The sequence below is a fragment of the Haliscomenobacter sp. genome (assembly GCF_033763495.1).
Classification (GTDB): Bacteria; Bacteroidota; Bacteroidia; order Chitinophagales; family Saprospiraceae; genus Haliscomenobacter.
In genome coordinates this window covers 12,870-35,576 of record NZ_JANRKL010000144.1, presented here as the reverse complement: position 1 = coordinate 35,576, position 22,707 = coordinate 12,870, and the positions used below count along the sequence as shown (strand labels likewise).

Sequence of the window (22,707 nt, the reverse complement as noted above, 5' to 3'; positions counted from 1 at the left end):
CCCTGCTTATCTTCACCCCATTCAAGATTAACCAGCGTTGAACGCTAACGAACAGAAAGTATAAGACATGTGGCAAAAAAGACTCATCGTACTGTTGATTCCCGGACTACTGGCTACGGTATTGGATCGACTCACGAAGATATGGGCGGTTAATACCCTGAAGGAGCAACCCATGAAGTCCTACCTCAATGACATATTCCGCCTGGTGTATGCCGAAAATACTGGCGCATTTTTAAGTTTGGGCTCGGGCATGAACGATACCTTGCGCTATTGGGTATTGGCGGTGGTACCTGTTTTGGTTTTACTGTACATTTTTTTCCATGTACTGACTGCCAAAAACCTGCACATCGTGCAACAGGCCGCTTTTGGGTTCATCCTGGGGGGCGGCTTGAGCAATATCTACGATCGCATCATGGAAGGTCGGGTGGTTGACTTTATGAACATGGGCTTCGGTACACTGCGTACAGGCATCTTTAATGTGGCCGATATGTCCATTATGCTGGGTTTGTTTTTGATGGTTCCTTTTTTGTTCCAGAAACAGGCTCCCTCAGAAGCAGCAACAACACCCGTAGCCGCGGCAGAAATTGCCGAAGAAGCAGCACCCGAAGTGGAAGAATCGGCGGCACAGGAAGAACCTGCTGAAGATGCCGATCAGTCACCTGAAAATAAAGAAGGTGCTCAAGAATAATTGAATTATAAAAAAGGGCATCCGCGAGGCTTGCCCCAACGACCCTTCACCTATGTTCGCAGCAGTACTCTCTCCCGGATTGATTGCTACCCTGATCATTGCATACTTCGCGATGCTCATTGTGGTGGCCTGGCGCACCAGCCGGAATGCCGACAACAGTTCCTTCTTTTTGGCAGGGCGCAAAGCACCCTGGATTTTGGTTGCTATTGGTATGATTGGTACTTCCATTTCGGGGGTTACTTTTATTTCCATTCCGGGTGTAGTAGGTGCAGGGGGCAACAACCAGGCGTTTTCTTACCTGCAGTTGGTGATGGGGAATCTTTTTGGGTATTTCATCATTGCTACAGTATTGCTGCCCTTATATTATCGTTTGCAATTGACTTCCATTTATACCTATTTGGAAGAACGGCTGGGTTTTTACTCCTATAAAACCGGTGCGGCCTACTTTTTGATTTCCCGTACCATTGGTTCTTCTTTTCGCCTGTTTTTAGCAGCGAATGTGGTAGACATGTTTGTGACGGGCCCAATGGGTATTCCCTTCTGGCTGACAGTAGTCATCACCATCGGGTTGATTTGGGTGTATACCTTTAAAGGTGGGGTAGCAACCATTATTTATACAGATACCTTACAAACCATCTTTTTGCTATCCGCACTTGCACTCAGTGTTTATACCATCAGTAATGCTTTGGGCTGGAATGTGATAGAAATGTTTGGGGAAATCAGCCGCAGTGAATACGGGCGGGTCTTCTTCTTCGACAGTGGCATCGGTGACCCGAACAATTTTTTTAAACAGTTCATCAGTGGTGCCCTGATTGCGATTGCCATGACCGGCCTGGATCAGGATTTGATGCAAAAAAACCTGAGTTGTAAGAACATCAAGGATGCCCAAAAAAACATGTTGACCTTTACTTCCATTTTTCTGCTGGTCAATATTTTGTTCCTTTCTTTGGGGGCAATGTTGTACCTCTATGCCACTAAAGAAGGTATTCAATTGCCGATGAATGCCAGTGGTAAACTCAATTCCGACCTGGTTTACCCCACTTTGGCCTTGAATCATATGTCGGTGGCTACCGCCATCTGTTTTATGTTGGGTATTATTGCCTGTACCTATGCCAGCGCAGATTCAGCATTGACCGCCTTGACTACGTCTTTCTGCATCGACTTCCTCAATTTTGACAAGTCCAATGTTCCGGAGCAGCAAAAAGAACGGACCAGAGTATGGGTACACGTTGGATTTTCACTTTTGACTTTGGTGCAAATCATTATATTTAAATGGCTGAACAACGATGCGGTCATCAGTAGTTTGTTCAAAATAGCTGGTTACACCTACGGTCCCTTGCTTGGTTTGTTTATGTTTGGGATCCTGACCAAACGGGCGGTGCGCGATCAGTGGGTTGTACTGGTTTGTATCATTGCCCCGGTTTTGACCTATACCATTGACGTGTATGCCGAAAAACTGTATGGCTTCAAGTTCGGATTCCTCAACATCGCCGTCAATGGACTCCTGACTATGTTGGGACTTTGGCTGATTTCCTACCGTAAAAGCACTGCAGTTTTAAATTAAATGTTAACAAGCAAAAGATTATTGATATTTTTGCGCTCGCAAATTGCCAACTGGATTCAAATCCAATGCTATGTCTAAAATTCGTGCTGCGATTACAGGTGTGCAGGGCTGGGTTCCTGAGTACGTACTGACCAATCATGAGCTAGAGAATCTGGTGGATACCACCAGCGAGTGGATCACCTCCCGTACAGGAATCCACGAACGCCGCATCCTCAAAGGTGAGGGGCAAGGCACCTCAATCATCGGCATCAATGCCGTTAAGGGACTATTGGCCAAAACCAATACTCTACCCGAAGAAATCGACCTGTTGATCTGCGCTACGGTAACCGCCGATATGCCATTTCCAGATACTGCCAATATCATTGCTGATGCAGTAGGCATCAAAAATGCTTTTTGCTATGACATCAATGCCGCCTGTTCGGGCTTTCTGTATGCACTGACCACCGCTAGTAAGTTTGTGGAATCGGGTTCACACAAAAAAGTTATTGTAGTGGGCGCAGATAAAATGTCTTCTATTATCGACTATACGGACCGGACTACCTGTATCATCTTTGGTGATGGGGGGGGAGCTGTTTTGTTGGAACCTACCGAGGAAGAAGTTGGGGTAATGGACTCTTTGCACCACAGTGACGGGATTGGCCAGCACTACCTGTATCAAAAAGCAGGCGGCTCTCGTCATCCAGCAACCATTGATACAGTTGTAAATCGGGAGCATTTCGTCTACCAAAACGGTAAGCCCGTGTTCAAAGCAGCAGTATCTGGAATGTCGGATGTGGTGCTGCGCATCATGGAACGCAACCAACTCGTGGCAGATGATATTGCCTGGCTGGTACCCCATCAAGCCAACCGTCGGATTATCGAAACGGTATCCGACATGGCGAAATTCCCGATGGAACGGGTCATGATCAACATCCAAAAATACGGCAATACAACGGCAGGAACTCTACCCCTGTGTTTGTGGGAATGGGAAAGTCAACTCAAAAAAGGCGACAACATCATTCTAACTGCCTTTGGTGGTGGCTTCACCTGGGGTGCCATCTATATCAAGTGGGCTTACGATCAAGAATGAGTGTGATAGTGTGCGTGTGGGTGCCACCCCACGGGAATCCCACGATTTAAATCGTGGGTTATATCCGTGGGAGGCTATACCAGAAAAGCAACCCATGGCTTTAGCCGTGGGAGAAAAACATAAAACGTTAACATCAAAATAAAACTTTCATGGCTTCGACATCCGATATCCGCAACGGACTTTGTATAGATTGGGAGAAAGACACCTGGTCTGTCGTGGAGTTTCAGCACGTCAAACCAGCCCGTGGTGCCGCCTTCGTGCGCACCAAGCTTAAAAGTATGACCAACGGAAAAGTAGTGGACAACACTTTTCCTGCCGGTGCTAAAATTGACGAAGTTAGAGTTGAACGTCGTAAATTTCAGTACCTTTATGAAGATGAGTCAGGATTGAACTTCATGAACAATGAAGACTTTGATCAAATTGTTCTGGATAAAAAATTGATTGATCGTCCAGACCTGATTAAAGAAGGAATGGAAGTGGACATCTTGTACCACGCTGCCAAAAACCAATTATTGACCATGGAATTGCCCCAAACAGTGATTATGAAGGTCACATACACCGAGCCAGGCTTGAAAGGGGATACTGCTACCAACGCCTTTAAGCCTGCTACGGTAGAAACCGGGGCAGAAGTACGGGTACCTTTGTTTATCAACGAAGGTGACCTCATCAAGATTGATACCCAGACCGGGGCTTATATGGAACGTATTAAACAATAGCAACTCATGGATGCAAAGGAGATTCAAGAACTACTGAAGCTGGTTAGCCGGCTGGAACTCTCCGAGTTCAAAATGAAAGACGGTGAGTTCGAACTGCAAATCCGCACCAAGTACTTTGGCAAAGGCGGGCAGCAAATTCTCGTGCCTTCACTTCAAGCCACCTTGCCAACTGCTATCCCGGCTGCGTCTACACCAGCCAGCGTGGAAACACCTACTCCAGTAGCTACTCCTACGCCACAAGCAGCAGCAGCCTCTACACCAAGCCCTGCACCAACTGCGGGAGGAGATGAGAGTCGCTACAAAGCCATCAAGTCTCCTATTGTTGGAACGTTCTACCGTTCAGCAGGCCCGGATAAGCCCCCCTTTGTCAAAGTTGGGGATAGCATTAGTGCAGGTTCCGTGGTTTGTATTGTAGAGGCAATGAAACTGTTCAACGAAATTGAGTCCGATCTAAGTGGTACCGTTGTAAAGGTGCTGGTAGATGATGCTCAACCCGTTGAGTACGATCAGGTTCTTTTCTTGGTAGATCCGAAATAAAAAGAATGTTCAACAAGATCCTCATAGCCAATCGCGGTGAAATTGCACTGCGAATCATCCGCACCTGCCGGGAAATGGGCATTAAAACGGTAGCAGTATACTCTACTGCCGACCGGGAGAGCCTGCACGTGCGGTTTGCCGATGAAGCGGTTTGTATTGGTCCGCCCCAATCATCGGAATCCTACTTGAGTATTCCTCGCATCATGGCAGCGGTAGAGATCACCAATGCGGATGCAGTTCATCCAGGTTACGGTTTTTTGGCTGAAAATGCTGATTTTGCTGAGGTGTGTCTGGAGTACGGCATCAAATTCATTGGACCAACTCCTTCGCAGATTCGCAAAATGGGGGACAAAATCACTGCCAAGGAAACCATGATTGCAGCAGGGGTGCCCGTGGTGCCAGGTTCTGGTGGTTTGTTGCAAGATGTTCCAGCCGGGAAAAAACAGGCCAAAGAAGTGGGATACCCCGTAATCCTCAAAGCTACCGCAGGTGGCGGGGGTAAGGGGATGCGCATCGTTTGGAAAGAAGAAGACTTCGAATCTGCCTGGAATACTGCCCGTATGGAGGCCAAAGCATCCTTCTCCAATGACGGCATCTATATGGAGAAGTATGTAGAAGAGCCCCGCCACATCGAATTCCAAATTGCGGGTGACCAATACGGCAAGGTGGTACACCTTTCAGAACGCGACTGCTCCATCCAACGCCGCCACCAAAAATTGGTGGAAGAATGCCCTTCGCCTTTCATGACCGATGAATTGCGCGAAAAAATGGGCGAAGCTGCAGTCAAAGCAGGTGAAGCCATTAATTACGAAGGGGTAGGTACCATCGAGTTCCTGGTTGACAAATACCGCAACTTCTACTTCATGGAGATGAACACCCGGATTCAGGTGGAACACCCCGTGACCGAAGAAGTAATCGATTTTGACTTGATCAAGGAACAAATCAAAATTGCAGCGGGTGAAAAAATCACCGGAGGCAACCGCTACCCACAGATGCATGCCATGGAGTGCCGCATCAACGCGGAAGATCCGAATTTTGATTTCCGGCCAAGTCCAGGTAAAATCACCTCTTTCCATAGCTCGAAAGGGCATGGGGTAAGGGTAGATACTCACGTTTATGCGGGTTATACCATTCCACCTTACTACGATTCAATGATTGCCAAACTCATCTGCCGCGCCCGCACCCGCGAGGAGTGCATCCGTAAAATGGAGCGCGCTCTGGACGAGTTCATCATTGAAGGACCAAAGACGACAGTGCCCTTCCATCAGAAGTTGATGAAAGACGAAAACTTCCGCAAGGGCGATTTCAATACCAGCTTTTTGAATGATTTCAACTTTAAGGACTGAATCAAAAGATGAGAGATAAAAGATGAGAGATGAAAGATGAAAATTCAGTATAGCCCCTTTCATCTTTCATCTCTCATCTTTCATCTTTGTTTATGAAGAGTTTCTGGCGTTTACTTTCCTTTCTGCACAAGTACCGCGCCAACGTTGCGCTGAGTGTTTTGAGCAACCTCCTGATGGCCGTGTTCAACGTAGCCAGCATTCCATTACTGATTCCACTGCTCGACATCATTTTCCAAAAAAACGTCCAGGCACTGCCGGAACCGGTTTGGAGTTGGACGGCGGATGGACTCAAGGCCCAACTCAATTATCAGATCAGCCATTTGATTCAGACGCAGGGGCAGGAATCAGCCTTGATTCGAATTTGTGCGGTGATTCTACTGGTTTTTTTGGGTAAAAACCTGTTCAATTACCTCGCCATGTTTTTTATGGCCCCGGCGCGCAATGGCATTGTGCGGGACATCCGGGCGCAACTGTTCAGCAAAATTATGGTCCTCCCCTTGGGGTATTTTTCAGAAGAGCGCAAGGGGGACCTCATGTCGCGCATCACCGCCGATGTGCAGGAAATCGAATGGAGCATCCTTAATGCCCTGGAATCCCTTTTCCGCGAGCCCATCATCATAGTGCTGAGTTTGATTTTTATGCTTTACGTTAGTCCCACTTTGACGGGCTTTGTGTTTGTACTCATGCTGTTTTCAGCGGTGATCATTGGAGGGATTGGACGCACGCTGCGCAAAAGTTCTTCCAAGGTACAGGAGCGTTTGGGTACCATCGTATCCATCGTCGAGGAGGCCATCTCCGGCCTGCGCATCATCAAGGGCTTCAATGCCGAAAAGTACCAGGAAAACAAATTCAACCGCGAAAACACCGACTACCGCCGCATGCAGACCCGCATGTTGTGGCGGCGGGATCTGGCCTCTCCTTTGTCCGAGTTTTTGGGCATTGCGGTGGTGTCGGTATTGCTGTGGTTCGGGGCGCGGATGGTGTTTAAAGGCAGCATCGAAGCCAGTACTTTTATCTCCTTTTTATACGCCTTTTTTAGTGTGTTGAACCCAGCTAAAGCTTTTTCCCGTGGCTTGTACGACGTGCAAAGAGGCATCGCGGCCATGCAAAGGGTGGAACACATTCTCCATGCGCCCATTGTGGTTGAAGAAAAACCAGATGCCCAAGCTTTCACACAGTTTGAAAAATCCATCGAATACCGCAATGTCAGTTTCAATTACCGGGGTGACGAACCCGTGCTGAAAAACATCAACCTGAATATCCACAAAGGTAAACTCATTGCCCTGGTGGGCGCTTCCGGTGCAGGCAAATCCACCATGGCCGACTTGTTGCCCCGTTTTTACGACGTGCGCGAGGGCGGCATTTTTATCGATGGCATCAACATCAAGGACATCTCTTTGCGCGATTTGCGCCAGCAATTGGGCATCGTTTCCCAGGAGGCTATCCTTTTCAACGACACGATTTACAACAACATCGTGTTCGGTATGGAAAACATTACCCCCGAAGATGTGGAACGCGCCGCCAAAATCGCCAACGCCCACAACTTCATCCTCGCCACCGAAAACGGCTACCAAACCAACATCGGCGACCGCGGCAGCAAACTCAGCGGCGGCCAACGTCAACGCCTGACCATCGCCCGGGCGGTGCTCAAAAACCCGCCCATCCTCATCCTCGACGAGGCCACCTCTGCCCTGGACTCAGAATCAGAGAAACTGGTTCAAGAGGCTCTTCTAAACCTGATGAAAGACCGCACCAGTATGGTCATCGCCCACCGTTTGTCCACCGTACAACACGCCGATGAAATCATCGTGATGCGCGCTGGCCAGATTGTGGAACGGGGGAGTCATGCGGAATTGTTGGAGAAAAATGGGGAGTACCGGAAGTTGGTGGAGTTGCAGGCGATGGCGTAGGGGCAGGTCTTGGGTTTGACCTTCTTGCATTTTTATCCCCAAAAATGTAAATTTGTAAAAAAACAAAAATGGCCAGTATCGCCGCAATTGATCAACAAGCCGAGCAAAAAAAGACCAAAAAGAAGCCACGTCGGGTGTCTAAAGCACACTTTTTGCGAGAATATGCCGATCGCGAAGATGGCTATAAGTATGAATGGAATGATGGTGTTGTAGAAAAAACGCAGGCGATGAATCAGCAGCAGGCAGAAATTTACTTCATTTTGTTAGCCTATTTTCAAAAAACTGCTGCCGCGCAAGCAGAAGGAGGTTTGATTACCGAAACCGATATGTACACCAGTACCGTGCAGTTGCGGCGACCTGACATCGCTTTTTATTCAGGGGCGCAGCGCAAGTTGATGAAAAAAGGGGAAAACCAAATTTCTGTCTGGGTTGTAGAAATCATTTCAACCAATGATCAAGTCAATTCGATCAACCAAAAACTGGACGAATATTTCCAGGCTGGAGTGCAAGTGGTTTGGCATATTTTTCCGGACTCTAAACAAGTCTACGTCTATACTTCTCCAGAGCAAGTGACCATCTGCCGGGGCAAGACCATTTGTAGTGCTGCTCCAGCTTTGGGGGACCTGGAGATTGCAGCGGAGGAGTTGTTTGTGTAGAAAAAAGCATCTGCTTGCATGAGTGGAGGAAAGACTTTAAATTGAACGCATCAAAACATCCATCAATGGGCACCACTGAATTAAGAACAGAAGTACATCACTTAATAGATCAAATCGACGATCACTTTTTGACGGTTGTTTATGCCATGTTGGATACTTATGTCCAGCAAGAGGAAGAAGGAGTTATTGGATACGAGCTAGATGGAACACCTGTGATGGCAGAATATGCCAGAGTTGCCTATCGCAGTCGCTTAGAAGCAATGAACAATGGTAAAGCAACTAGCCTAGAGGAGCTGAAAAAAGAGATAGAACAATGGTAAAATATCAGGTTGAAATTAGTGACGAGGCTAAAGGTGCATTGAAGAAAATATATGATTGGCTTAAAGAAGAAGAATCCCTTTCGGTGGCGCAAAAGGTAAGAGGTGGAATTTTAGATGCTATATCCAAACTCGCCACAATGCCACAAAGGCACAGAATTTTAGAGGAAATTTCGGACGATCAAATGGTTTTTCGACGGGTTTTGAAGTGGTCTTACCAAATCATTTATTTTATTGATGAACAAGTGATTAAAGTGCAGGTTGTAGAGATTATTCATTCAAAGAGAAATCCAGAGCAGTTAAAAGATCAATTCAAAAAATAAAAAATAAGCAAAAAAGCTAAAACTTCCTTTATTTCACCAACACCCCCATCTCCTCCGCCTTCACCGTCAACACCCCCACCTTCGGCAATCGTTTGGTCAATTCCCGCCAGAGCGGATCCTTGGCATAAACACCTTTGAGCATTTTAGCCGCTTTGGCCACATTTCCATTGTTCGCTAGTGTGATTGCCGTCCAATACTGCATCTCCAGGTTGTTGGGGAACATCTTCATGGCCGCTTCGTATTCTTGCATCGCCAGGGGCATGTCGTTCTTTTCGGTAGCTAGGTCGCCATTGTTCATGTGTTCGTAGGCACGGTGCAGGGTCAGGAGGCGCTCCAACTCGACTAGTGGGGCGGCATGGTCATCTACCCTTAGATCAACCAGGTGGTTTTCGTCCCAGGGTTTGCCCGTGGCTTCTCCTTTGACCACCAAAATGACCGCCGATTGTTTGCCCCGAATATCACCGCCCACTTTTTGTGCGGCTTTGAGGGTTGCCAATACTCGCTCAGCCAGTGGCAGGTTCATGTTGGCTTCATACGCTTTGGCCATGGCTGCGGGGACTTCATTCGTCAGCATCATATTGGCCTGGATGGCATAGCCCTTTCCTTTCAAATCCCCGGCAAAATCTATACAATTTTTGCCAGTGAAATTGGCCACATTGCCTTTGGCATCCACGATGGCAACCTGACGAACTTCTCTGCCGGGATCGTCGGACAATAAAATATCGAGCGCTTCCTGAGCAGTCTTTCCTGCCTTGAGCAATCCCAAACCTCGAATGCCGAAGGATTTGTTGGTAAAAGATTGCGTAGCAACTGCGCCTATGCCTGCTTCAGCCCAGGAAACGGAGGTACCTACACTGAACCAATGGCTTTGCACCCCAACCGCCATTTCCCCGGTTTTTTCATCGCGGGCTACGATGGAGAAGGTGTGGGCAAGGCCGTTTTCTTGTTTGAAAAATTGGGCATGGGCACAGGTGCCAAGCAATAAGCAAAGGGCAAGGAGGAGGTTTTTCATACAGCATATTTTTATAATTGGCCAAAGTTAAAGAAATTACGTCACTTTGGCTGATTATAAAGTCTGTGAAAATGATTTATACAATTGAAAATGAGTCAATTGTGCTTTTATGCTTTTTAGCGTGAATAATTCTTGATTTTATATCTGGCCAAAATGTGCTTTTTTGTATAGCTTTTACCCATCACTCACCAAACAAACCAACGCAACATGCAGCGACACGCCCTACTTCTTTTATTGGCGCTGACCTCCATCACCACCTGGAGCCAGGACAAAACGCCCACGATTACGGACAAAACCAAAAACAGCAAAGCCTATACCGGCTATTTCAATTTTTATTGGGACGAAAAAGACGGCAAGATCTGGCTTGAAATCGACAAGTGGGACCAGGAAATCCTCTACGTCAATGGCCTTTCCGCCGGGGTGGGTTCCAATGACATCGGCCTGGACCGCAACCAACTGGGCAGCGACCGCATCGTGCGCTTTGTACGCATTGGCCCCAAGGTGCTGATGATGCAGCCCAATTACGATTACCGCGCCATCAGTAACAACCCCGACGAAGCCCGCTCAGTGGCCGAAGCCTTTGCCAGCTCTACCCTCTGGGGCTTCAAAGTGGAAGCCGAAGAGAATGGCAAGGTACTGGTTGATTTTACGCCCTTCCTCCTGCGCGATGCCCACGGCGTTGCCAACCGCCTGCGTACTGCTCGTCAGGGCAGCTACAATGTAGATGCTACCCGCTCGGCCATTTTCCTGGAGCGGACCAAAAACTTTCCAAAAAACAGCGAATTTGAAGCCATCATCACTTTCTCGGGTGATCCGCAAGGGGAGTGGGTGCGTTCGGTAACACCCAGCCCCGATGCCATTACCGTGCGCATGCACCACAGCCTGATCGAACTCCCTGATGCCAATTACAAACCCCGCATCTACGATCCACGCGCAGGCTACTTCATGACGGGCTATCGGGATTACGCTACGCCGATCGAGCAACCCATCTTCAAACGCTTCATCACCCGCCATCGCCTGGAGAAAAAAGACCCCAAGGCGGCCATCAGCGACCCAGTAGAACCCATTATCTATTACCTGGATCGTGGAGCGCCAGAGCCCATAAAATCAGCCCTAATCGAAGGCGCACGCTGGTGGAATCAGGCCTACGAAGCCGCAGGCTACCGCAATGCCTTTAGGGTGGAAGTGCTCCCCGAAGGTGCCGACCCCATGGATGTGCGCTACAACCTCATCAACTGGGTACACCGCTCTACCCGGGGCTGGAGCTACGGCAGCTCGGTGACCGACCCACGCACGGGCGAGATCATCAAAGGGCATGTGTTGCTGGGCTCCCTGCGGGTGCGGCAGGATTTCCTGATCGCGCAAGGTATGATTGAGGCTTATGAGAATGGCAGCAATCCCGATCCACGTTTGAAAGAAATGGCCTTGGCGCGTTTGCGGCAATTGTCGGCCCACGAAGTAGGGCATACCCTGGGATTAGCGCACAACTTTGCCGCCAGTGTAAAAGACCGCTCCTCGGTGATGGATTATCCACACCCGTTGATTACGCTGGACAACCAGGGCAAAATTGATTTTTCCAAAGCCTACGCGGTAGGAATTGGCGATTGGGACAAACGTAGCATTATGTACGGCTACCAGGACTTTCCCGATGGCGTGGATGAAGCGGTCGGGCTGAAAAAAATCCTGGACGACAACATCAAAATGGGCTTTCAATACATCACCGACGAAGACTCTCGTGCACCCGGTGGTGCGCACCCGGCGTCCCACCTTTGGGATGAAGGCAAGTCAGCACCTGAGGAACTACGCCGAATTATGAGGGTACGTGAAAAAGCACTGAGTGGCTTTTCGGAAAAAAATATCCCGGTAGGGGCACCGATGGGAACCTTGGAAAGTGTTCTAGTGCCCGTTTACCTTGCCCATCGCTACCAAGTGGAAGCAACGGCTAAAATGGTGGCTGGCGTGAACTACACCTATGCCGTACGCGGCGACGGGCAGGCAACCAACCAAATGATCGATGATGCCGCCCAGCGCGATGCACTCAATGCTTTGATTGCTACGCTAGATCCTCAGTTTTTGGCAATTCCAGAAAAAGTGATTGCCCTGATTCCTCCACAGCCCAGTGGTTATCGTCGGGATCGCGAATTGTTCAAGGTGAATACTGGCTTGACTTTTGACCCCATCGCTGCTGCTGAAAGTTCGGTGGAACATACTTTGGATTTGTTGTTGCACCCCCAGAGACTGGCCCGTTTGGTGGAGCACAGTGCCCGCGATGCCAAACGCATGAACCTGGCAGATTTGTTCGATGCGCTGTTTTCAGCGACCCAAAAAGACCGGAGCCCCAATACTACTTACTTGCAAGAGCTGAATCGGGTGGTGGAAAAGTCCCTGCTGCATCACCTCCTCAACTTGGCTGGTGATAAAGAAATCAACCAACAAGTATCAGCCCATGCTTTGCTGCGCATCCGCAGGCTGGAAGAAGACTTGACCCGGGTATTTGGGGATGTCAACCAACGGGCGCACAATGAGTACCTCCGAGAGCAGTTGCGCAGCTTCCGCGCTGATCCGGCTAGCTTTAAAGTGCCTGCAGGGCCTGCGATGCCGGATGGCGCGCCGATTGGTTGTGATTGGGAATGATCGTATGGGCAACCTTCGCGGTTGCCCATACCATTTACAATGCCACATCACAAAGCACGACGGCTTTGCGCAAGCTGTCCAATTTATCTTGTGCAACCGGAATGAATTCCTGCGCTACGTAGCCTTTGAAACCCGTCGCAGCAATCGCTTTCATGATCGCAGGGTAATTCAACTCCTGGCTATCGTCAATTTCATGTCTTCCGGGTACGCCCGCAGTATGGTAATGGCCGAAGTACTTGTTGTATTTTTTAATGGTGGCAATAACGTCTCCTTCCATGATTTGCATGTGGTAGATGTCATAAAGCAACTTCATGTTGGGTGAACCCATTTTTTCGAGTAATGCTACGCCCCACTCCGTTTTGTCGCATTGGTAATCCTTGTGGTTTACTTTGCTGTTGAGCAACTCCATAATGATGTTTACCCCCATTTTTTCGGCTTGCTTCACGATTGGATCCAATCCCTTGGCGCAGTTTTCCAACCCTTCAGCATCGCTTTTCCCACGGCGATTGCCCGAAAAAACAATGATGTTGGGGATGCCTAGGTCCGCCGCTTTTTGCAGCAGTTCAGGAAACATGCTTTGGTACTTGGCGTGGTTGTTGATGTCGTTGAACCCATCAGTGAGGCTGATAAAGGGTGCATTGCCGATGGCGCAGGTCAAGCCATGTTTTTTTAGAATGGGCCAATCGGTTGGCCCCACTATTTCAATGGAAGTGATGCCCATGTCTTTGACCTTTTCGGCCATGACCTCTAGGCTGAGGTCATTAAAACACCACTTGCATACCGAGTGTTTAAAAGGTGCTTTGGTATCCATGTTGTTTTCATTTTGCTGATTGCTCCCCAACATGGCACCCATGGCGGGGGCTTGTAAGGCTGCCAAACTCAGCAAACCCGTGTTGATAGCTTCTCGTCGATTCATGCTTTTTGATTTATAGTTTGGAACAAAGTTGAAATCAGGCGGGCTTGATTTTATTCAAGGGCAATTTAAGCAAATGAAAGGTCAAAAAGATGTTTATCACTTAACAAAAAAATAATTTGAATTTTCTCTTGCAAACGTTAAATTAGCATTCTACTTAAAGTCTGATTAATGGCACGTTAGATGGAACTAAAAACACATTAGATAAGTTTGTATAAAAATTGACGAGATAAAGGAGGTGGCAGAAAATCCATTAGAGTATGCACGGGTAACGCCTTAACCCGAATTAAAACTAGGCACTTAAAACCCTCAATTACTATGGCATTTATTGGGATTTTATTCGTACTCGGACTGGTAGTGTTATTGGTCGCCAGTATGTGGAAATTGTATGAAATGGCTGGGAAACCAGGCTGGGCAGCAATTGTCCCCATTTACAATCAGTTGACGATGCTCGAAATTGTTGGCAAACCCTGGTGGTGGATATTGTTGATGATGATCCCCTACGTAGGTGTAATCTGGAGCATTTGGACGCTGAACTTGTTTGTAAAGAGTTTTGGGAAAACCGAAGGTTATACCATCGGTTGCATTTTTCTACCATTTATCTTTATTCCAATGCTGGCGTTCAACAAGGACACCCAATTCGTTGGTCTGGATGGCGCAAGCGCCACATCACGTGTTGAATCCAACGATGACTTACTGGATGATCCAATTTAATTTTGCTCAATAATTGACAAAGTAGTATGGCGGTCGATTTTGTCCCTGCCATACTATTTTTTTTCGAAGACCCCGCTACACATCGGACTTATCAAGGGAATAGAAAAAAAGAGCCAATCTCAGAATCCATTGAAAATATAAACCCGATGAATTTTTGAGAAACTATTTTGCATTCTCTTTTCAGAATTCCAAATGATGTTTTAAAATATAAGTTGATAAATTCCAGACTCATCTATCCGGAAGCACAATCATACTTGCTAAAGAATTGGAGAAAATGTAAAAGCACCGAACAAAATCCTGTAAAAACAAGTATATAATTGTGCTCAACCATCAAAAATTCGGATAAAATTGTACTTTTGCACCACCATTAGAAAAGGAAACGCAACTTCATTTCGTTTCCGGTCTCTATCAAAGATTACTTTTTTTTCACTACCATAAAAACTCATCAGCAGCCATGCCATTTGATCTCGACATGCTGAAGGCTCACTATGAATCGCTTCCCGCAAGAGTAAATGCGGCTAAGCAAGCGTTGGGACGTCCTCTGACGCTCACCGAAAAAATACTCTACGCCCACTTACACGCCGATTCTCCATTGCAGAGTTATGCTCGTGGCAAAGACTACGTTTTCTTTGCTCCAGATCGGGTAGCCATGCAGGATGCAACGGCACAAATGGCTTTGTTGCAGTTTATGATGTGTGGTCGTAGCAAAACGGCTGTACCTAGTACTGTACACTGTGATCACTTGATCTTGGCCAAAGACGGCGCCAATACCGACCTTAAAACGGCGGTTGATGTCAACTCCGAAGTATACGACTTCCTCTCTGGTGTATCCAACAAGTACGGCATTGGTTTCTGGAAACCAGGTGCGGGGATCATTCACCAAACCGTACTCGAAAACTACGCATTTCCTGGTGGGATGATGATCGGCACCGACTCTCATACCCCTAATGCGGGTGGTTTGGGTATGTTGGCCATTGGCGTAGGTGGCGCTGATGCGGTAGACGTGATGGTAGGTATGCCTTGGGAACTCAAGATGCCCAAGCAGATCGGAGTAAAATTAACCGGCAAACTGAGTGGTTGGACTTCGCCTAAAGATGTAATCCTGAAAGTAGCTGGTATCCTGACTGTAAAAGGTGGCACGGGCGCAATCGTGGAATATTTTGGCGAAGGTGCACAGGCCATGTCTTGTACTGGTAAAGGTACCATTTGTAACATGGGTGCAGAAATTGGTGCAACCACATCTACTTTTGGCTACGACGAATCAATGGCCCGTTACTTCCGCGCTACCGAGCGTGATGATGTAGCGGATTTGTGTGATTCAGTAAAAGAATACCTGACTGGCGATGCTGAGTGCTACGCCAATCCAGAAAAATACTTCGATCAGGTGATCGAAATTGACCTGAATACCCTGGAACCACACGTCAATGGCCCATACACGCCAGATTTGGCCTGGCCAATTTCTGAGTTTGCCAAAGCGGTGAGAGAAAATGGCTACCCACAAAAATTGGAAGTAGGTTTGATTGGCTCTTGTACCAACTCTTCTTACGAGGATTTGGACCGTGCTGCTTCAGTGGCGCGCCAGGCCAAAGCCAAAAAACTGGTGGCCAAAGCAGAATTCACCATCACGCCAGGTTCGGAGCAAATCCGTTACACCGTAAACCGCGATGGTCAATTGGCTACTTTTGAAGAAATTGGTGGTGTAGTAATGGCCAACGCTTGTGGTCCCTGTATCGGTCAATGGTCACGCCATACCGATGATCCAACCCGTGCCAACTCGATCATCACTTCTTTCAACCGCAACTTCTCCAAGCGCAATGACGGCAATCCACAAACCCGTTCGTTTGTGGCTTCACCAGAAATCGTAACCGCATTTGCCATTGCGGGCGACCTGACTTTCAACCCACTGACCGATACCTTGATCAACGAGGATGGCGTAGCTGTAAAACTCGATCCACCAAGTGGCGCAGAATTGCCAGCTAAAGGTTTTGCGGTAGAAGATGCGGGTTATCAGGCCCCTGCTGCTGATTCCAGCCAGGTGGTGATTAGTGTATCCCCTACTTCCAGCCGATTGCAATTGCTCACACCTTTTGTACCAATCACCAATGATCAGGTAAAAGGGATGCGCATTTTGATCAAGGCCAAAGGGAAGTGTACCACTGACCACATTTCGATGGCTGGCCCCTGGTTGGAGTTCCGCGGACACTTGCAAAACATTGCCAAAAACACCTTCATCAGTGCCATCAATTACTTCAATGGCGAAACCAATAAGGTGTTGAACCTGGTGAAAAATGAATACATGGCAGTGCCAGATTCGGGTTTGGCTTACCGCGATGCTGGCGTTAGCACAGTGGTATTCGGTGAAGAAAACTACGGTGAAGGTTCTTCTCGCGAGCACGCGGCGATGCAGCCTCGCTTCCTGGGGGTAAAAGCGGTTGTGGTTAAATCCTTCGCACGTATCCACGAAACCAACCTGAAAAAGCAGGGCATGCTGGCACTGACTTTCGCTAATCCAGAAGATTACGAAAAAATCCGCCAGGATGACTCCATCGATATCGAAGGCTTTGAAACCATGGCCCCCGGAAAATCCATCACCATGGTCTTGAACCACTCTGATGGTACTTCCGATAACATCGAATTGCTGCACACCTACAACGAGCAACAAATCGACTGGTTGCGCGCAGGCTCAGCCTTGAATAAAATTCGTCAGGAAATGGGCGTAGCGTAAGCACAGCTCTATTCCTTGGATACCACTGAGCATTTTGCTCGGAGGACATGAATTGCCCCTGGCTTTAGCCTGGGGGCATCGGGACACCCTAGATTATTGGCTTTAGCCCTAGCTTTAAAATCAAGGCAGGGGCTAAAGCCCGATCAAGAAGAGCAACCCATATCCACGCGCTAAAGCACGTGGCAATTCATGTCCTCCGAGTAGGATGTTCACTGGTGAGGTTTCTTCGTGTCTTTGTGGCAATAAAAAACAAGAAAGCCTCTTCGTGAAAACGAAGGGGCTTTCTGCATTTTATAACTTATCTTTCAGCAAACAAATAAAAACATGCAGTACTTAAAACTTTGCACATTCCTGCTGGCGCTGGGCGTTTTGCTAGGCTGTGAATCTGGAAGCAAAACAGCACAAACCACCAGCACCAAAGCTGCCAAAACCTACACCGCCTTTATTGGTACTTATTCAAAAAAAGAAGGGCACGTAGATGGCAAGGGCGAAGGCATTTATTTGTACCAGTTGGATAGTGCAACAGGCTATCTGGACAAAATTGGAGTGCAAGATGGGATTGTGAATCCTTCATTTTTGACCCTCAGCGCCAATGGCAAATACCTTTATGCTGTAGAGGAAATTGGCTCTGATGTGGACGAAGCAGGCCGGGTAGTGGCTTATCGCCGGGCTGATGACCACCTTGAAAAAATCAACCAACAACCCACTTTTGCTTTTGCCCCTTGTCACGTCAGTACGGATAGCAAAAGCCGTTACGTATTTGTGGCCAATTATGTGGGGGTAATCGCAGTTTATCCTGTAGCAGCTAATGGTGGGCTAGAAGCGTCAACCTTTCACGAAGCATACCAGGGTAAAGGCCCTCATTCCCGACAGGATGCCCCACACCCACATAGCGTCAACCTCTCGCCTGATGAGCAATATTTGTATGTGCCTGATCTGGGCACGGATAACATCTACACCTATAAAATCAATTACGATTCGCCCCAAAAGCCATTGACCAAAATCGGAGCTACGAAAGTACATCCCACCAGTGGGCCGCGCCATTTTACTTTCCACCCCAGCCTGCCCAAAGCCTACGTGGTCAACGAACTCAGCTGTACCGTAACCTTGATGAATTGGGACAAAAACACGGGAAAATTGGATACGGTGCAAAGCATCAGCACCCTGCCAGCCGATTTTAAAGGCAGCAATACTTGCTCCGACTTACACATCACGTCCAATGGCCAGTTTTTGTATGCGGCCAATCGTGGGCACAATAGCATCGTGGGATACAGCATCGATCCCACAACGGGTGCTCTTAGCTTGATCGGGCATGCTTCCACCCAGGGTGAAGTACCCCGCAACTTTGCCATTTCGCCCGATGGTCGCTTCCTGTACGCCGCCAATCAGAACTCCGACAACATTGTCATTCTGAGCATCGACAAGGATGGTCAACTCAAATACCGGAAGGAGGAGAAGGTGTTTACGCCGGTGTGTGTGCAGTTTCAGTAGTGATGAATGATGAATGATAAGTGATGAATCTAAAACCGCAAAAGGTGAACAATTCATCGTTCATCACTTATCATTCATCATTAAAATTAAAGTTTCATCTCCCAACCCTTCTCATATTCCCTTCCCCACAGCTTCATCGCTGTTTTGTTTTTGAGAATATGGCCATTGCTGGAGTCGCAGTTCAATACGCCGCCGTTGCGCAGGGCGATATTGCCAAGTTGGGGCAAGAGGGTTGATTTGTGGCCTTCGATGATGGGGCAATTGAGTTTTTCTTTACCCCGAATGCTTTCGATAAAGTTATTGAGGTGCAAGCTGTCCAACAGTTCTCCCATACCCATGGTGTTGGTGCGTTGGGCTTCTTGCAGTTCAGTTTTGACGTCTTTGACCAGTTTATTCTCTAGGTCGTACACCTTGTAATCGTCGCCACCGGGGATGGTCATGGTGCCTTTGTCGCCATAAAAAATGACCCCGCGCCCAACCCCTTCGCTGTTGAAACCATTACAACTCCGGCCTTCCCAGGTGATGGAGGTATTATTGGCGAATTCATAGGTTATGGTTTGAGTATCGGGTGTTTCCCAGTCGTCTTGGTAGGCAAAACGACCACCGGCAGAGACCACTTTCACCGGATAATCCAGGCCCATACCCCAGCGCATCACGTCCAGTTCGTGGGTGCCATTGTTGAGTGCTTCACCTGTTCCCCAATGCCAAAACCAGTGCCAGTTGTAATGCACAAGGTTGTCCTGGTATTCGCGGCGGGGTGCAGGGCCTTGCCAAAGGTCAAAATCCAGATGGGAGGGTGGTGCTACTTTTTTGCCAACTCCAATAGGCTTGCGGTTGTTGGCGTACCAACCCCGGGCGAAGTAAGGCCGCCCGATGATGCCGTCTTTTAAGGCTTTCATGGCCTCCTGTACCTTGGGGAAGGAGCGGCGTTGGCTGCCCATTTGTACTAGTTTGCCATATTTGGCCATGGCTTGTACCAGGATTTCACCTTCCGATGGGTTGTGCGAACAAGGTTTTTCCACATACACGTGTTTACCTGCCTGTAGCGCCATCAAGGCTGCGGGGGCGTGCCAATGGTCGGGTGCTGCGATAAAGATGGCATCCAGGTCTTTTTCCTCCAGCATCTTGCGCACATCCTTGTAACCTTTGGGCTTTTTCCCAGATACTTTTTCGATATCGGCAATGGTTTTTTCCAATACCTTTTCGTCAACATCACAAACGAAACCCACTTCTACATTGGGCATTTTGGCAAACATACGCGCCAGGAAGAACCCACGACTATTGGTGCCAACGGCACCGATGACGACTTTTTCATTGGGTGAAAAGCCCTTGAATGGAAACAATTCAGGGGCAAGCAGGATACCCGCTCCGGCCAGAGCCGTATTTTTCATAAAATCGCGACGCTTGGACATGGCTTTTTGGATTTGATGTAGGAAAGTATGTTTTGCTTGATGATGCTATTTTCTTAAGACACTTCCACCCTTTCTTCTACTTCTTCCGCTCCGTCACAAAAATCACCAACTCCCTCAATGCCGTTCTTGACTCCGATCCCGGGAAACCATCCAGAATCTCAAAGGCCTCTTGCCGGAATTTTAGCATTACTTGCTCTGTATATTGAATGCCGCCGCTTTGGCGTACAAAATCGATCACTTCTTTTACTTTTTCGGGATTTTCGCTGTGGCGACGCACCAGGCCAATGATGTGGCGGCGGGTACTGGCGTCCGTTTGATTGAGGGCATAGATGAGGGGCAAGGTCATCTTTTTTTCCTTGATGTCGATGCCGAGAGGCTTGCCGACATCGTCGGTGCCAAAGTCGAAGAGGTCGTCTTTGATTTGGAAGGCTAGGCCAATTTTTTCGCCAAAAATGCGCATCCGTTCGATGGCGTCGTTGTCGGTAGTGGTGGAGGCGGCACCGGCTTCGCAAGCAGAAGAGATCAGCGAGGCGGTTTTTTGGCGGATGATCTCGTAATAAATTTCTTCCTTGATGTCCAGGCGGCGGGCTTTTTCAATTTGCAACAATTCCCCTTCACTCATGGCTTTGACTGCATTGGAAACGATTTCCAACACCCTGAATTGTTGGTTGCGGACAGCCAGCAACAAGCCCTGGGAAAGCAAAAAATCACCAACCAGAACTGCAATTTTATTTTTCCAAAGGGCATTTACCGAAAAAAAGCCCCGGCGTTCCATCGAGTCGTCCACCACATCGTCGTGTACGAGGGTAGCAGTGTGTAGAAGCTCAATCAAAGAGGCAGCTACATAGGTGGGCTCGCCGATTTCGCCACAAATCTTGGCTGCCAGAAAGACAAACATCGGCCGAACCTGCTTGCCTTTGCGCCGCACAATATAATAAGTGATCTTGTCCAGCAGCGGAACTGAGCTGCGCATGGATTGTTTGAAGTGTTGCTCAAACTTGGTGAGTTCCTGATCGATTGGCTTCTTAATGGTATCCAGCGACATATCCCAAAGTACGGAAGATAAAGTACTGGGATAAAGGTAAACAAAAGCTGGAAGAGTGCAAGGATATTGATAAAAACAGCAGCAATAGCACTTGAACCTCAAAACGGAAAATTCAATTGCTATTGCCGCAAGAACGAGGGATTATGGCCTCATGCCTTACCCTTCAACATCAAATTCCAGTACATGAAGGGCAGGCCATATTTTTTGAGAATCCACATGGCAAACAGCTCTTTGGAAGTGTCGAACAACCTGGAGATGAGTGGATCACTCGCCCGTTTGTTGTCGTAATCAAACTCGGCCAGTACCATTTTGCCATATCCGGTCACAATCGGACAGGAAGAATAGCCATGGTAATCGGGCTGCATGGCGGCACCATCGTGGTGGATGACGTGCAACAGGTTTTCGACCAGCACAGGGGCTTGTTTGCGGACCGCAGCGCCCGTTTTAGCGGTAGGCAAACCCGCAGCATCACCCAAGGAAAATACATTGGCATACACATTGTGCTGCAAAGTGTATTGATTTACATTGACCCAGCCTTTTTGTGGCCCATCTTGCGCTGCAATTTTGGAGCGTTGGATAAAATCAGGGGCGGATTGAGGTGGTGCCAGGTGCAATAGGTCAAACTCGATCTCCACTTCTGCTTCCGCAACTAATTTTTCCCGTAGTGGTCGGTGCTGGTAGTACAAAACATCCGGCTCGTCCTGATGGGCCATAATTTTGAAGGTCGCCTTGTGGTTGGGGCCGTCTACTTTGGTCAGGGCGTGGAAAAAGCGAAGTTGAATATCCTTGCGTTTGACCACTTCCATGATGGTGCTCTTGAAGGGCTCTGTCCCGAAAATAACACTGCCAGGAGTGATAAAGGTGATGTCAGTTTTGTCCCGCTTCTTGGTGCGACGGAAGTAATCATCGGCCAGGTACATGATTTTTTGGGGCGCACCACCACATTTGATTGCGGTGGCTGGGGAGGCAAAGATGGCCGTGCCACCTTGAAAATTTTGCAGCACTTCCCAGGTGTAATTGGGGTTGATGTAGTTGCTGCAAACATTATTTTTATTGATGGTTTCCGCCAGGCCCTCCACAGCATTGAGGTTCATCTGGATGCCAGGGCAGGCCACCAGGTAATCGTAAGTAATTGTAGTACCATCCTGCAAGGTAACTTTGTTGGCATCGGGATCAACTTCCTGCACTCCCTGTTGAATCCACTTCGCGCCTGAGGGGATCACCGAAGCCATGTCGCGTTCGGTGGCTTTGTAGTTGTATGTGCCAGCCCCAACGAGGGTCCAGGCCGCCTGGTAGTAGTGTTTTTGCGCTGGGTCGATCAGTGCGATATCCAGCTTGCGGTCTTTTCGTAAAAGTTGTGCAGCCACGGTAACACCAGCTGTTCCGGCTCCGATGATGACGATTTGATGATGCTTTTCCATAAGGCCTACATTGTGTGCGTGAATGAAGTGCTTTTGTAGTTTAAAATTACCACTATTGAAAAGCCCAAACCGTGACTTCTGTCACACAATTGGAAAATACTTCAGCAAAGGCAGTTAATTAGTAGGCAAAAATAAATGCACATTTTTTCAAGCCATAGAATTAGATAAGATGCTTAAATTGAGCCATTTATTTGTATGATCCTTGGGTAAATTG

At 48.1% G+C, this 22,707-nt stretch carries 19 protein-coding genes; 14 read left to right on the top strand and 5 right to left on the bottom strand.

Annotated features, from left to right (window positions below):
* Positions 1 to 67 precede the first annotated feature (67 nt).
* From lspA to SFV55_RS14635, 10 genes are all read left to right on the top strand, one after another.
* A complete protein-coding gene (gene lspA / locus SFV55_RS14680) occupies positions 68 to 688 on the top strand; it encodes a signal peptidase II (RefSeq protein WP_320030270.1) in 621 nt (206 codons plus the stop codon).
* Between the two features lie 52 nt (positions 689 to 740).
* Complete coding sequence (locus SFV55_RS14675; RefSeq protein WP_320030269.1) at positions 741 to 2,252, top strand: sodium:solute symporter; 1,512 nt, start codon at positions 741 to 743, stop codon at positions 2,250 to 2,252.
* Positions 2,253 to 2,322: 70 nt separating this feature from the next.
* On the top strand, positions 2,323 to 3,321 hold the full coding sequence (locus tag SFV55_RS14670) for a beta-ketoacyl-ACP synthase III (protein WP_320030268.1): 999 nt from the start codon (positions 2,323 to 2,325) through the stop codon (positions 3,319 to 3,321).
* 149 nt (positions 3,322 to 3,470) lie between these two features.
* Positions 3,471 to 4,037 (top strand): elongation factor P, encoded by a 567-nt coding sequence (efp, locus tag SFV55_RS14665; RefSeq protein WP_320030267.1) that lies wholly within the window; start codon positions 3,471 to 3,473, stop codon positions 4,035 to 4,037.
* A gap of 6 nt (positions 4,038 to 4,043) precedes the next feature.
* The gene (gene accB / locus SFV55_RS14660) at positions 4,044 to 4,574 is read left to right on the top strand and encodes an acetyl-CoA carboxylase biotin carboxyl carrier protein (protein WP_320030266.1); all 531 of its coding nucleotides are present in this window, start codon (positions 4,044 to 4,046) and stop codon (positions 4,572 to 4,574) included.
* A 5-nt stretch (positions 4,575 to 4,579) separates the two neighbouring features.
* The gene (gene accC / locus SFV55_RS14655; protein ID WP_320030265.1) at positions 4,580 to 5,920 is read left to right on the top strand and encodes an acetyl-CoA carboxylase biotin carboxylase subunit; all 1,341 of its coding nucleotides are present in this window, start codon (positions 4,580 to 4,582) and stop codon (positions 5,918 to 5,920) included.
* A 92-nt stretch (positions 5,921 to 6,012) separates the two neighbouring features.
* Positions 6,013 to 7,830, top strand: a complete 1,818-nt coding sequence (locus tag SFV55_RS14650; protein WP_320030264.1) for an ABC transporter ATP-binding protein — start codon at positions 6,013 to 6,015, stop codon at positions 7,828 to 7,830.
* A 68-nt stretch (positions 7,831 to 7,898) separates the two neighbouring features.
* The gene (locus SFV55_RS14645; RefSeq protein ID WP_320030263.1) at positions 7,899 to 8,486 is read left to right on the top strand and encodes a Uma2 family endonuclease; all 588 of its coding nucleotides are present in this window, start codon (positions 7,899 to 7,901) and stop codon (positions 8,484 to 8,486) included.
* 65 nt (positions 8,487 to 8,551) lie between these two features.
* The gene (locus tag SFV55_RS14640; protein ID WP_320030262.1) at positions 8,552 to 8,806 is read left to right on the top strand and encodes a hypothetical protein; all 255 of its coding nucleotides are present in this window, start codon (positions 8,552 to 8,554) and stop codon (positions 8,804 to 8,806) included.
* Positions 8,800 to 9,126 carry a type II toxin-antitoxin system RelE/ParE family toxin gene (locus SFV55_RS14635; RefSeq protein WP_320030261.1) on the top strand — a complete coding sequence of 109 codons (327 nt, stop codon included), beginning with the start codon at positions 8,800 to 8,802 and terminating at the stop codon, positions 9,124 to 9,126. The genes SFV55_RS14640 and SFV55_RS14635 overlap by 7 nt, the downstream gene beginning before the upstream one ends.
* Before the next feature lie 28 nt (positions 9,127 to 9,154).
* Here the strand turns inward: SFV55_RS14635 and SFV55_RS14630 are convergent, their stop codons facing one another.
* Positions 9,155 to 10,138: a DUF1028 domain-containing protein gene (locus SFV55_RS14630; RefSeq protein WP_320030260.1), complete on the bottom strand. Its 984-nt coding sequence runs from the start codon at positions 10,136 to 10,138 to the stop codon at positions 9,155 to 9,157.
* A gap of 207 nt (positions 10,139 to 10,345) precedes the next feature.
* Between SFV55_RS14630 and SFV55_RS14625 the strand changes: the two genes are divergently transcribed.
* Positions 10,346 to 12,772 (top strand): zinc-dependent metalloprotease, encoded by a 2,427-nt coding sequence (locus SFV55_RS14625; protein ID WP_320030259.1) that lies wholly within the window; start codon positions 10,346 to 10,348, stop codon positions 12,770 to 12,772.
* 34 nt (positions 12,773 to 12,806) lie between these two features.
* On the opposite strand, the gene SFV55_RS14620 is transcribed toward SFV55_RS14625, so the two are convergent.
* Entirely contained in the window at positions 12,807 to 13,688 is an 882-nt protein-coding gene (locus tag SFV55_RS14620) for a hydroxypyruvate isomerase family protein (RefSeq protein ID WP_320030258.1), read from the bottom strand.
* A gap of 315 nt (positions 13,689 to 14,003) precedes the next feature.
* On the opposite strand from SFV55_RS14620, the gene SFV55_RS14615 reads away from it, so the two are divergent.
* The 3 genes from SFV55_RS14615 to SFV55_RS14605 all read left to right on the top strand — a co-directional run bounded on the left by SFV55_RS14615 (position 14,004) and on the right by SFV55_RS14605 (position 18,615).
* Entirely contained in the window at positions 14,004 to 14,399 is a 396-nt protein-coding gene (locus tag SFV55_RS14615; protein WP_320030257.1) for a DUF5684 domain-containing protein, read from the top strand.
* 454 nt (positions 14,400 to 14,853) lie between these two features.
* Positions 14,854 to 17,124: an aconitate hydratase gene (locus SFV55_RS14610; protein ID WP_320030256.1), complete on the top strand. Its 2,271-nt coding sequence runs from the start codon at positions 14,854 to 14,856 to the stop codon at positions 17,122 to 17,124.
* Positions 17,125 to 17,448: 324 nt separating this feature from the next.
* Positions 17,449 to 18,615, top strand: a complete 1,167-nt coding sequence (locus SFV55_RS14605) for a lactonase family protein (protein ID WP_320030255.1) — start codon at positions 17,449 to 17,451, stop codon at positions 18,613 to 18,615.
* A gap of 86 nt (positions 18,616 to 18,701) precedes the next feature.
* Here SFV55_RS14605 and SFV55_RS14600 read toward each other — a convergent pair whose 3' ends face one another.
* The 3 genes from SFV55_RS14600 to SFV55_RS14590 all read right to left on the bottom strand — a co-directional run bounded on the left by SFV55_RS14600 (position 18,702) and on the right by SFV55_RS14590 (position 22,493).
* Positions 18,702 to 20,027, bottom strand: coding sequence for a Gfo/Idh/MocA family oxidoreductase (locus SFV55_RS14600; RefSeq protein WP_320030254.1), 1,326 nt, complete (start codon positions 20,025 to 20,027; stop codon positions 18,702 to 18,704).
* A gap of 76 nt (positions 20,028 to 20,103) precedes the next feature.
* The gene (locus SFV55_RS14595; protein ID WP_320030253.1) at positions 20,104 to 21,072 is read right to left on the bottom strand and encodes a polyprenyl synthetase family protein; all 969 of its coding nucleotides are present in this window, start codon (positions 21,070 to 21,072) and stop codon (positions 20,104 to 20,106) included.
* A gap of 149 nt (positions 21,073 to 21,221) precedes the next feature.
* Entirely contained in the window at positions 21,222 to 22,493 is a 1,272-nt protein-coding gene (locus tag SFV55_RS14590) for an FAD/NAD(P)-binding oxidoreductase (RefSeq protein ID WP_320030252.1), read from the bottom strand.
* Positions 22,494 to 22,707 lie beyond the last annotated feature (214 nt).

Excerpts from the sequence above, each read along its gene's own strand:
- lspA (WP_320030270.1), top strand. The coding sequence starts at position 68 with ATGTGGCAAAAAAGACTCATCGTACTGTTGATTCCCGGACTACTGGCT.
- SFV55_RS14675 (WP_320030269.1), top strand. The coding sequence starts at position 741 with ATGTTCGCAGCAGTACTCTCTCCCGGATTGATTGCTACCCTGATCATT.
- SFV55_RS14670 (WP_320030268.1), top strand. The coding sequence starts at position 2,323 with ATGTCTAAAATTCGTGCTGCGATTACAGGTGTGCAGGGCTGGGTTCCT.
- efp (WP_320030267.1), top strand. The coding sequence starts at position 3,471 with ATGGCTTCGACATCCGATATCCGCAACGGACTTTGTATAGATTGGGAG.
- accB (WP_320030266.1), top strand. The coding sequence starts at position 4,044 with ATGGATGCAAAGGAGATTCAAGAACTACTGAAGCTGGTTAGCCGGCTG.
- accC (WP_320030265.1), top strand. The coding sequence starts at position 4,580 with ATGTTCAACAAGATCCTCATAGCCAATCGCGGTGAAATTGCACTGCGA.
- SFV55_RS14650 (WP_320030264.1), top strand. The coding sequence starts at position 6,013 with ATGAAGAGTTTCTGGCGTTTACTTTCCTTTCTGCACAAGTACCGCGCC.
- SFV55_RS14645 (WP_320030263.1), top strand. The coding sequence starts at position 7,899 with ATGGCCAGTATCGCCGCAATTGATCAACAAGCCGAGCAAAAAAAGACC.
- SFV55_RS14640 (WP_320030262.1), top strand. The coding sequence starts at position 8,552 with ATGGGCACCACTGAATTAAGAACAGAAGTACATCACTTAATAGATCAA.
- SFV55_RS14635 (WP_320030261.1), top strand. The coding sequence starts at position 8,800 with ATGGTAAAATATCAGGTTGAAATTAGTGACGAGGCTAAAGGTGCATTG.
- SFV55_RS14630 (WP_320030260.1), bottom strand. The coding sequence starts at position 10,138 with ATGAAAAACCTCCTCCTTGCCCTTTGCTTATTGCTTGGCACCTGTGCC.
- SFV55_RS14625 (WP_320030259.1), top strand. The coding sequence starts at position 10,346 with ATGCAGCGACACGCCCTACTTCTTTTATTGGCGCTGACCTCCATCACC.
- SFV55_RS14620 (WP_320030258.1), bottom strand. The coding sequence starts at position 13,688 with ATGAATCGACGAGAAGCTATCAACACGGGTTTGCTGAGTTTGGCAGCC.
- SFV55_RS14615 (WP_320030257.1), top strand. The coding sequence starts at position 14,004 with ATGGCATTTATTGGGATTTTATTCGTACTCGGACTGGTAGTGTTATTG.
- SFV55_RS14610 (WP_320030256.1), top strand. The coding sequence starts at position 14,854 with ATGCCATTTGATCTCGACATGCTGAAGGCTCACTATGAATCGCTTCCC.
- SFV55_RS14605 (WP_320030255.1), top strand. The coding sequence starts at position 17,449 with ATGCAGTACTTAAAACTTTGCACATTCCTGCTGGCGCTGGGCGTTTTG.
- SFV55_RS14600 (WP_320030254.1), bottom strand. The coding sequence starts at position 20,027 with ATGTCCAAGCGTCGCGATTTTATGAAAAATACGGCTCTGGCCGGAGCG.
- SFV55_RS14595 (WP_320030253.1), bottom strand. The coding sequence starts at position 21,072 with ATGTCGCTGGATACCATTAAGAAGCCAATCGATCAGGAACTCACCAAG.
- SFV55_RS14590 (WP_320030252.1), bottom strand. The coding sequence starts at position 22,493 with ATGGAAAAGCATCATCAAATCGTCATCATCGGAGCCGGAACAGCTGGT.